The sequence below is a fragment of the Cytobacillus sp. FSL M8-0252 genome (genome assembly GCF_038007345.1).
Lineage (GTDB): Bacteria > Bacillota > Bacilli > Bacillales > Cytobacillaceae > Cytobacillus > Cytobacillus kochii.
The window spans coordinates 3,705,600-3,716,805 of record NZ_JBBOWZ010000001.1; the positions used below are offsets into that span (position 1 = coordinate 3,705,600).

The 11,206-nt window shown below is 36.8% G+C and carries 12 protein-coding genes; all 12 read right to left on the minus strand.

Going from position 1 to position 11,206, the window contains the following annotated elements; genetic code table 11:
* Positions 1–20: 20 nt before the first annotated feature.
* Positions 21–602: a hypothetical protein gene (locus MKX83_RS18565; RefSeq protein ID WP_340976030.1), complete on the minus strand. Its 582-nt coding sequence runs from the start codon at positions 600–602 to the stop codon at positions 21–23.
* 238 nt (positions 603–840) lie between these two features.
* Complete coding sequence (locus MKX83_RS18570; RefSeq protein ID WP_341056990.1) at positions 841–1,689, minus strand: N-acetylmuramoyl-L-alanine amidase; 849 nt, start codon at positions 1,687–1,689, stop codon at positions 841–843.
* Between the two features lie 53 nt (positions 1,690–1,742).
* Entirely contained in the window at positions 1,743–1,982 is a 240-nt protein-coding gene (locus tag MKX83_RS18575; RefSeq protein ID WP_322910532.1) for a phage holin, read from the minus strand.
* The gene (locus tag MKX83_RS18580; RefSeq protein WP_191813058.1) at positions 1,975–2,247 is read right to left on the minus strand and encodes a hypothetical protein; all 273 of its coding nucleotides are present in this window, start codon (positions 2,245–2,247) and stop codon (positions 1,975–1,977) included. The genes MKX83_RS18575 and MKX83_RS18580 overlap by 8 nt, the downstream gene beginning before the upstream one ends.
* A gap of 42 nt (positions 2,248–2,289) precedes the next feature.
* Positions 2,290–2,418: a hypothetical protein gene (locus MKX83_RS18585; protein ID WP_341056995.1), complete on the minus strand. Its 129-nt coding sequence runs from the start codon at positions 2,416–2,418 to the stop codon at positions 2,290–2,292.
* On the minus strand, positions 2,419–2,715 hold the full coding sequence (locus MKX83_RS18590) for a hypothetical protein (RefSeq protein ID WP_341056997.1): 297 nt from the start codon (positions 2,713–2,715) through the stop codon (positions 2,419–2,421).
* Positions 2,716–2,724: 9 nt separating this feature from the next.
* Positions 2,725–5,571 (minus strand): Gp37-like protein, encoded by a 2,847-nt coding sequence (locus MKX83_RS18595; RefSeq protein WP_341056998.1) that lies wholly within the window; start codon positions 5,569–5,571, stop codon positions 2,725–2,727.
* A 12-nt stretch (positions 5,572–5,583) separates the two neighbouring features.
* Positions 5,584–6,537, minus strand: a complete 954-nt coding sequence (locus tag MKX83_RS18600; protein ID WP_341057001.1) for a hypothetical protein — start codon at positions 6,535–6,537, stop codon at positions 5,584–5,586.
* A 47-nt stretch (positions 6,538–6,584) separates the two neighbouring features.
* On the minus strand, positions 6,585–7,436 hold the full coding sequence (locus MKX83_RS18605; protein ID WP_341057003.1) for a phage tail family protein: 852 nt from the start codon (positions 7,434–7,436) through the stop codon (positions 6,585–6,587).
* A 1-nt stretch (position 7,437) separates the two neighbouring features.
* Positions 7,438–9,924, minus strand: a complete 2,487-nt coding sequence (locus tag MKX83_RS18610) for a hypothetical protein (protein WP_341057005.1) — start codon at positions 9,922–9,924, stop codon at positions 7,438–7,440.
* A gap of 223 nt (positions 9,925–10,147) precedes the next feature.
* Complete coding sequence (locus MKX83_RS18615; protein ID WP_341057008.1) at positions 10,148–10,543, minus strand: hypothetical protein; 396 nt, start codon at positions 10,541–10,543, stop codon at positions 10,148–10,150.
* 3 nt (positions 10,544–10,546) lie between these two features.
* A complete protein-coding gene (locus tag MKX83_RS18620; RefSeq protein WP_341057010.1) occupies positions 10,547–11,194 on the minus strand; it encodes a phage tail protein in 648 nt (215 codons plus the stop codon).
* Positions 11,195–11,206 lie beyond the last annotated feature (12 nt).

The following is an 11,206-nucleotide window of genomic DNA, read 5'->3' on the forward strand; positions in this document are numbered from 1 at the left end:
CATAACTCCTTTAAAAAATATTACTTCCAATGCAAAGTAACATCATAATATTGTACTGATGAAGGGGAAGTGTAATTACTATTTTTATAACGTGTCATAGTTTCATAGTATCTTCTCTCACCATTCACATATGAACTTGAAACCCAACCACCAACATAAGTTTTATTAATTGAGCTCGCCCATGATTGAACTCTTCCCAAAGTCCAAGTATAAATTACTGACTTTGTTAATTTGCCACCAGACTTTGCTACGATAGCTGATACAAGTAATTCTGCAGCTGCTTTTGCTCCTGCATTATTATAAGTTTTATAAGTTGGTGCAATAACAGAAACATAGCTACCGCCAGAATCATTTGCAAATGGTGTGATTTTTGGTTCTGGTGATACTACATTACTATACATGCCTGCTAACTGTTCCTCAGTTAATTCAGTATTCCCAGTAAACTCAACCCCATTATACACATATGTAAATTGGTTTTCTACAGATTCTTCATAATTAACTTGATTTTCTGTCTGTTGATTTTCTACCCCATTTGCAAAAGCTGGTGTTACTGCTGATAAACCTAAGATAAATGCTGCTGATGTTAATAAAGTCTTCTTCAAGTCTATTTCCCCCATTTATAGTAATAATTATACAAAAAGTAATAATTGTACAATAATTAAAATAACAGAAAAATTCAATTTTTGTCAATATATTATTTTTATAAAATTTAAAATCTAATAAAACCGCTATATATCACAGAGATTCAAACAACTATAAGTATCCTATTAAAATCTTATTCTTATCTAATCTTTTTCTTAGTATAATAAGAAGCCCCTCGATTAAGAAGGGCTTTTATTATTACTTAACTCTTAAACTCTCGCCAACATAAATCGTGTAATTTTTATCTAGATCGTTCCAGCTTTTAATTTGCTTAATCGTGCTACCATATTTTTTAGCTAGTTCAGATACAGTTTCACCTTTTTTTACAGTGTGATAAGTAGCACCAGAAGTAATATTTAATTTACTTCCTATTTGTAATGCATCCACATTAATGCCAGGATTAAGCTTTTTAAGATTGTTAACAGTTGTGCCGTATTTTTGGGATAATGACCAAAGAGTATCACCTTTAACTACCGTATGACGATAACCTTTGCTCGGTTTTGACGTTTCCTTTTTCCTAAGGTTAAATGCTTTAACAATTCCATTAACATGACCTCTTGCAACATCATCTATAAAAGAATCTTGCTTAAGTTTAGCAGCATCCCCACTATTATCGATAAACCCATTTTCGGTTAAAATTGCAGGCATATGCGATTCTCTAAGAACATGTAGGTTTTTTTGTTTTTGCCCACGGTCATTGAAACCTGTAGCTTTTATCACTTCGTTATGAATAGCATCTTGAATGGCCAATGTAGTTTGTCCTACTCCTGGATAAACAAAATCCTCATAACCTTCACCGCCACCAGCATTAATATGTGGTGATACATATACATCGGCACCCCACGCATTTGCATCATCAGTCCGATAAGTTAATGAGCGAGTTTGGTCACCTGTTCGGCTCATCTTGATTTGGACGTCTTCATACTCTTCAAGATACTCTTTGATTTTCAACGCAATTTTTAATGTTAATATTTTTTCATACAAACTATTACCTACTGCACCTGGATCAATACCACCATGACCTGGATCAATATAAGCTTTAACCATTTTATATAACACTCCTTTTTTAATTTTAAAAAAGACCGTCCGATTGGACAGCCTTATAACTTATTTGCTTTTTCTAGCCAAGCCTTTTGTTGTTTAGCTTTTTTGGTAAATCCAAAATGATTCTTATAAATTGTATATAAAGTGATTCCTAGAGCAATTCCTGCTGTAAGGACAATGCCAAATGCGTCAATGCTCTCGGCAGTTAGCCACTCAAACTTAACATTAAGAGTGCCTAGAAACATCATGATGGCTGATAAAAAACCAACTACTTGAGCAACAACATCTTTATTCATGCCTATCACCTCCCTTCAATTGAATTTCAAGACCATGCACCCTTTTATCTAATCTGTTAATTCTCATGTGGATGGCTTTACGATCATCATCACTCTCTTTCATTTGCTCGCGAAACTCATCTATAGATTTTTGTAGATTGGCAATGGCATCACTTAACGGCTTTACAATAATTCCTTTAAAAATAAAAGAGATACCCCCAAAGAGAGTACCTAGTATGGCAAGCAACGCCGCCCATTCTTGTAATGTTAATCCGATGAAAGTCAAAATCTCTCCCCCTCATGCAAAATAAAAAAGCCTTACTTGGCTTTATTTAATCAAATCTTCTCTTCCCTCTGCCACTAACAATGCTCTAACATCTTCCTTCCAAAGAGTAGGTACTCTTTCATATGTCCAGTTCCCTTGAATAATTTGAGTAGTAAATAAAATAGCCAACATTTACTCACCTCCCTTCATTGAAATTGTAGCCATTTGTGAAATAATCTCAGCTAACTCCAATATTGCTACCGCATTTATCTCTTCCTGGTTAGGCGTATTACTTTCTTTTTCAGCTTCAGCTATTAATTGATTTTGATACTCTGTATCTTTTATAAACTCACCATTTTCATATTTATATATAAATGGATTAACCAAAACATCATGATCATCCGATACCTCTGCTTCTAAATTATTTCCTCTTTGAGTTGAGGACCACCCATCTAATCGGCCATCTATAAGATTAAAATAAATTTTCATTATATCCTCCTAAAATTCATAAACAGTACTTAAAACCAGTGTATTATTAGGTGACGTGCCATTTACATCATTACCTACAATTCGATCATTATGAATATAAATATATTTCTCTATCATATTCACCCCTCTTGCTAGATTTAGACGATGTCCATTACCTAAGTTATTGCTTTTTGGAATATAGCTATACTGAAAGTTACTATTCTCTGCTCCTTGACCTGGAGTGTACGACTTAAACTCCAATATCCACCCATTTCGGCAGTCCGCCAAAGGCTTTAATGGAACAACTGTATGTGAACCCAAGGGGTATATTGCACCCGACCATAATCTATTTTGTTTGAAATTAATTTCATACCCGCCATCTGCCATTAAAAAAGTAGCATCTTCTGACTGATAAACTGAGGGGATGTCTCCCTCTACCATTTGCACACCATCACACTGTACCCACTCACTGTTACCAGAAGATATTTTCACTTTTAGTGAGTCCTCAGGCGAGTAATTGGTTGGCACAGTGAAAGAAGCAGCGTGACGTTTAATTGAATAATCATTACCTACCGCTGGAAAAGTCTTATCAAGAATTTTTCCCACTTCATTCCCCATACCGTCAATGTGCCACACCTCAAACCTAGGACTACCACCTCCCACGACATTCCATTGTCGCTTAAAGTGTCCAGATAGAGTATATTCACCACTTGCACCAATTCCATTCCAAACAATTTGATAAACATAGTCTGTATTCCTAACTGATATAGCCTGTTCTCCAAAAACAGGAATGGCATCTACAGAATCAGGTGCGAACATAATTGAAACTTTTGGACTTCCCTCGGCTTTCACCCAATGGTTTTCCCCTTGTACGGAAGAACTTCTCATATCAATCCAGTTATATCTAACAGAACTAGAATTAAAGCTATCAGGGTCTGTTTTAACTAATTCAAAAGAATGATCTCGTATTAAATTACGTTTGGGAGTTGTACTATACTTCATATTTGTAATATCGTCTTCAAGTTTAAAATCCCCATTTTTCACAGTCACCTCACCAAAGGTTCCTGAAGCACCGACAAGATCACCCGCAAAACTAACATTTCCATCTGCATCAACAACAAACTGTCCTTGACCAACAATCAAACCGTTTAAAGACTCGATATGACTAGCTAATAACCATTTATCCCCGAATGTGGTATCTTTATCAACTCTATTGGGTCCTTGTGGTCCTTCTATTTTGCTCCATTCATAATCTAACGGATTAGTTGATTCATTAGGAGATTGTTTATTATAAGCGATTCCCATATAGGGCTTACCATCTGGACTATCTGACATGCCATTGCCTTCTGCATCATCAGCATATTTAAGCCATGTGTATAATGGCTCACCCTTGTCCCCTGGTGGTCCTTGAATACCCTGTGGACCACTTGGACCCGCAACCCAATCAGAACCGTTCCACACCTTCCAAATGATATTATTGGGATTAGATGTATCAATCCAAATTACTTCTGTATCAGATGGTGCTGTCTTACTTTCCACACGTTTCTTCTCAGCATATTCCTTTGTATAACTAAGCGCTATTTCTAGGTTTCCCATCGCCTGTTCAATACGTTTTTTCTCTTCCTCGGACAATTTTTCATCACTATATTGAATAGCCTGTTTCATTTGCTCTACAGCAACCTTGACTGGAAATTCTTGCTTTTCCACACCTTCAATATCATCAAATTTATTCTTAATTTTTGTAATCAGTGTGGGCTGCGCTTCTCCAAACGTGGCTTCTAATAAAAAGCCATTTGCTTCATATATCTCGGTAAACTCAGTAATAGGCGCATCCATTGTAATGTTCCAATTCTTATTAAACACTTCTACTACATCACCAAGACGGAAATCAACTTCATATTCAAAAGGACTTCTTAATGCAAAGCGCCCAGAATGGTCATTGATGGTGGGCGTTAATATCTGTGCTTCAAGATAGAAGTTTGTAAGAAACTCCCTCATCTTCTCTTCCCCACGTTGAACCAATAACTCTTCCATTTCTTCTTCCGTGAGTTCTTCTTCGTCTTCTGGGTTCCCTACGTCCCTTGCATCAATAAAGGTTTCTTTTCTTTGTAACCCCACGCCTTGACCAACTTTTACAACTTTTCTTTCTGTCCCCTCACCTTGTCCACCAACATACCCTACATTTTTTAAATTTAGGTCACTATCAACAAACAATTGATTTTTAATGGTTTGAAAATCAGGACTAAAAAAAACAGGCGGCAAGCCACCTGGATTATCTTTCGTTAAATTTCTCGGTTCAACTACATCAAATATCCACTTCTTTAATGTCATATCTGCATAAATGACAAATCCTAAGTTAGCCTGTTTACTTATACTAACGATTTCATCAGCAACATTCTTATATCTCGATTCCCAACTAATTTCTATTCCCCTATTTAAATTAGGGGCAATCTCTATATGATCAATGCGTCTAGTAGAATCAGTTGGATTGACAAAGTGATTATAAACATAATGTTTCATGACCGTTTCAGCGTTTCCCTTTTTACGGTCATATCCTGTATCTGAAGGTGGCACAGTTATTCTTTGATCTAATAAGCCATCTAATGTCACACCTGTTATTTTCCAATTCTCAGACGCCTTGCCACTCTCATCTAAGGCAATTTCACGGTGACGAATAAGCATTGCCTTATCCCCACGTTTGTTAGGGATAATCACATTCCCTTTTTGGAAGTATTCTGCTCCCTCGATATACTGACTTACATGTAATTCAAACTCACCAATCTCATAGAATTTTGGTACTATTCTTAGACTGATATATTTGTCAGTTTCATGTAATAGATTCATAAATGAATTATAAATTCTAATAGGTTGTTTCATAAAATCACCTGACTATGCCATTTTTGCAATGCGAATTCTAATAAAGTTTGTCCCTTGTAATGATTCAGACCCATATGCTAATGCACGAACAGTTACCTCATCACCCTTTTTTAACTCGTCTACTCCAGATTGAATAACAAAGTTATCACTACTTGAATTTAGTACATTTGCTGCTAATGGAAATGATTCTGTCCCATTAACAAAAAGGTAAATTTGCACGTCTACCCCTGTTAAACCTGAGTTTTGAACCCAAGCAAACTCTACCCAAAAATGATAAATGCCATCTGACTTAGTTTTAAATACGGTTTGGCTAACCATTTCACCTTGTTTATCTATTTCAATAGTACCAAAAGGAATAGGTTGTAGCTCTGTTGTTAACTGTATAGGATTCCGATTTATAGCTTTCATAAATGATTGATTAGGCATGGAGACCATACCCACTTCATTAATCTGTAGTCCACGGTAAATATTGTGCAAAGGAATATAACCGCAAACGGCATCATTTGTTCTTTCATCTGTAATTTGATTTTGCTCAATGAATGACTTACCAGCAGTAATTCTTACCCGTGCCACACTCATTTCAAAAATATATCCATCACGTATGATAGCTGGTGCTACTGGATTACTTGCAGGAACACCTTTCTTTACATATGCATATATTCTTCTTTCCGCTGGGTTTCCATCAAAACAAATAACTATCCTATCAATACGATCTTGCGTTGTGTGAGCCACATCATGAACCAAATCCAACGCAGCAGTATTTTCATACATGTAACCATTCGCAAACATATATCCTGCACCTAAAGTGACTGTCATGTTTTGTTTGGCTTCTACAGTCAAATCAGGAAGATTAACTGTATTTGATACACCGTTGCCAATAATTTGAGCGTGAAATCTCGCGAAATCTGCTGCCTGGTAAATCCTTTGATCTTCCTGTGTACTATCGAAAAAATAAGAGCGTTCCATATCTTCACCCCTTGTAAAATAGAAAAAAGCACTGTTTTAAAGTGCTTTTAAACGCCTAAATAATAGCTATGCCATGCAATTGCCACAATTCCATTAGCTGTACCAGCATCAGCTATATATTTTATTTCATTTTGACCAGGCTCTAGTTTCCAAAAATCGCTATAGTGATCTAGGTAACCTATTGCCTTTTCGATTGTTGCTCCATTCCTGTATATCTCAACTCTTTTATTTTGATCATCTGTATTAATGTGTAAAACTTCATTATCTGATAAAGAGCGATTCACACGAATATATTGACCAGTTGTGACATTTATAATTTGAGGGTTTGTAATTGGTCCCTGAATATCTATCGTTACAGGTGACTCAACATCACCTTCATTTACAATGATTGTTGAATCACCACTAAAACCTAATTCAAAAGGAAACGTATTTGGTAACTTAAATAAGCCTTCATATGCTCGTAATGCTCTTGAAACTTCTTTCGGATCACGCCAATAAGGATTAGGACATTTCCAATTAATCATGAACGTTTGGAAAAGGTTTTCCCCTCTTTCGGGGAAAGTAGGCCCACCATCTAATACACCGTATATTTCTTTTGTATCCCCATCAAGGTTTAATGTTAATTTTCCTAAACCTAATTTAGGGTTGCACACACGCAAAATTTGCTTTCTTAATTGTTTCATTCGCATTAAGTCACCCTCAATAATTGTTCCTTCTAATGAGGGAAATCTAGGCTGTAAAATCGTATCTATAAAGGTATCCCCATCTTGATACGGTGCTCTCTGACTTTGTATTTCAGCCGATACTTCTCCAATACCTGTTAAACTATCTATAAAATAAGGGTCCGTATCAAATAAAATACTTTCACCTCTACTATTCGTGTAAGTTAATCTTCTCATCTCACCACTCCATTGCCAATTGGCGTGCAGCTTGTTTCATTTTCCTAGCATTCTCTGAAGGTGAAGATGGTTCTGGACTTACTATGGTTATATGTTGAGTCACTCCATTACCCTTCATTGTAGCAGCAATCCCCTTGCCGATATCACCTAACGTTTGTTCATTAAGTGGAAGCACAGCTTCATTTTCTCCTGGTACTTCACCAGCCCCTTGTAAAACGCCATTATTCATTCCAAAAATCGTTGGGCGTGTGAAAATGCCACCTTTGGCATTCCATTTAATACCGATGCCAGACGGATAAGTGATTTTCTTATCAAATATAGTTTTAGTTGACGTTTCCAATGAGAATTTAGGCATTTTTGGCATTTCTGGCTTAGGAATTTTAAGTTTAAGATTTTCAAAGAATCCCTTTATATCCTCGATAACACCTGAGATTTTTTCTTTGGCAGTTTCAATTGGCGACAGAATATTTTCCTTTGCCTCTTCCATGGCATCACCAGCTTTATCTTTTAGTTCATTTAGCTTATTAATGGCGCCATCTTTCAAACCCTTAACAAGCCCTTCGCCACGATTTTTTAACTCGTTGAATTTTCCAATGGTATTGTCTTTCAATTGTGTTGCTCTATTGACAAATCCATCTTTTAACTCAGTTGCCTTATTAACAACATTCGTTTTAAATTTTTGAATCGTCTCTTCACCAAGAGTTTTCAATTCAGAAACTTTTGCAGATCCCTGATCTTTAAGCTCGTTGAATTTATTGACGGCTCCATCTTTCATGTCATTAAACCAATTAACAAAATTAGTTGCTAAATTCGAGGTGGTTTCTGACAGCCATGAAGTAAATTGGTCCCATTTTTCGCCTATCCACTCCGTTATCGCTCCCCAATTTTTAACAACAAGAATAATGCCGACTATTGCTGCGGCAACAGCTGCAATTATACCGATCAACGGTGCTAAACCTATACCAAGTAATCCAGCAAGCGATATAAGCGATGAAATGACTGGTACTGCCACTGCTATTCCAGCAACCAAGCCACCAATAACTACAGTCGTCAATCCTATTCCTTCAACTAATTTTGGATTTTCATTGGCCCATTCAATCACCTTTGTTGTAAAATCAGTTAATTGTGTGACTAACGGTGTCAATGTAACAGACAATTCACTCAAAGCATCTTGAAACTCTTTTTGTTGCTCTGCATTTTTGGATATTTCTGGATTCATTTCTACATATTTCTGATACATACCAGTTAACCCTTGTTCAGTGAAAATTTCACTAATATAATTAGCACGCTCTGTTTCACTACCCATGCCAGCTAACTTTTCATTAAATTTCTCAACATTGATTCCCTCTTTTTCAAGAAGATCAGTCAATTGTCCTGTGACTTCGCTAAGTTGCGCAGTAGTATTGATAGACTCAGCAAGCCCCTCTGATGTAAATGTCTCGCCATATTTCACAATGGCACCTGAAATGCCTTCAGCAATACCTTCAAGATCTTCCTTTGTTCTAAATCCAGCTTGGACAAGGTTACCCATCGCTTCGGTGGTCTGCCTAACATCTTGACCGACTGACGCAAATGCATCACGAGCACTGTCAAAATCATTCATTGCCAAATTTGCATTTATCGCTTGCATTTCTAACATTGCAAGTTGTTGATTTGTTTCCTCCATGCCAGAAACTAAGCCACCAATTGCAGCTGGACCAGCCGCACCTGCAAGACCTGCCAGTCCACCTTTTAAACCATCAATAGATCGTTCAGTTTCATCGGTAGTGTCCTGTACTCTCTCCATAGACTGCCTAAACCTCGCCATGGATGTTCTAGCTTCATTTAAACGTGTTTCCATCTGCATAACTTCAATTGAATTATCTCCGTATGCACGCTTCGCTTCGTCTAATTGCTTTTCTAAGTTCTGCACTGCTCGTTCCGCAAGATTCATTTGTTGAGCTAAATGCCGTTGCTCTAGGGCATTTTTCTCAGCTTCGGATGCGTTTTCTCCTAACTCCGCTGTTTGTTGATTGAAGGCGGAAGTTAATTTCTTTTGTTCAGCATCTAAAAGCTTTGCTTCGGCATTTAATTTGTCTAAAGCCATCTCCGCATCCCTTGTTTCTTGCGACTGTTCAGACAAACCCTCATTTACTTTATCAATTGCATTTTGCAAGGAGAGTTCGGCACGCTCTGCATCAAGTAACTTGCCATACATTTTATTAAGCTGTTCGGAAGTGGTATTTGTATCATTGGCCATTGCTTCATACTCAGCTCGTAACATGCTTGTACGCTTTTTGGCTGCATCCATTTGTATGTCTAGTTTCTGCTTTTGCGCTCTTAATTTGTCAGTTGCAGAAGCATCTTTCCCCATTGCAGCAATATGATTTCTATACTCTTTTGCCGCATTATTCATCACCATATTGATTTGTTTAAGTGTTTGGGCATACTGTACTTGCCCATTCATCTTAAAATTAAGAACTACGTCACGCTCTCTATTATTCGCCATGTTCTCACCTCACTTTATAAGAACGGTGTTTGATCTAACGTGTGGATCACTTTTTCTTTTTTGAGAGCATCAGGGTTGGTGTATCTTAAATGCATAATAAATTGTTTGAGGAAATGATTAGGTGTAATATTCCAGAAGTCATCCATACTCAAGCCCAATACCGTATTACCAACATAAAAATAAAAATCCCAATCCAGTTCGGATTGAGACTCATCATTTTTAGTCAGTATGTTTTGGACTTTTTTTCGGATTTGATTTTCTCCGCATCAGCCTTTTGGAAATTTTGGTTATTAAACAGATCAAAAGCGACACCAAAAATGCCAGGTAAATCTGCAATTGGAATAGACCCCTCTAATTCATGCGGTGTGCAATCTGTGCCAGCACTCCTTACCATGCCATATATAAGAGCAATCATTAAGCGTACTTCATTCTTCCCAAGCTTAAATTCCCTTTTCAACATATTGTGTACATCTTTCTCAAAAATGTGATACGGCTTTCCATAAGCTTCTTCGACAAACGGGAAAGATTTAAATGTGAATTTAACAGGTATATCGACACCTTGAATTCTAATGACATCTTTATTGATATTTACATTTACTAAATCATTTAATCTAGCCATCTATTAAGCCCCACCTTCTCCGCTTCCTCCATCTGAAGGAAATAAGGTTGCAAGTTGTGATTCATCGCAGACGACTTGTTTTAGAAAATCATTTGCGGTAATGCCAGCTGCTTCTAATGCTCCTGTATCTAATTCTGCTTTAGTCACATTATTAAAGAGCAACGGATCCGCAGTTATTGTATAAGCACTATCATTTATTGTCATTTCTTCGTTTTGAGTCACCCAAGATTCTTCACTTGGTGTGATTGAACAACGAGGATACCACCTAACAACCTTAGTACCATCATTTAATGGGAAAACAGTTCCTACCGCAAATTTAGGATATTCGATTACATCAGCACGCTCAAAAGAAATGCCCTTTGTCCTTTTTCGCCCAAAAAGCTTATCTTTCACTTCTCTATTCAACCCAGCCAAATTAAAAGCTAACCCATAGTTTGTGTTCTTAGTAAAATTGATAATCTTTTTATTCGATGCCCATTTTGTGACATTTGTTGCAGTAGTTGAAATGGTTAAATCCGATATATTGGATTGTTGATAAATGGTTGGCTCATATGTTGGTAAGGAATCTTCTGGCTCTGGGCCATCCATAAAACAAATAAATAAGTCTTCAATACCAACTGGATACTGAATTTGTTTTCTCTCGATTGTCAATTCAATTCACTC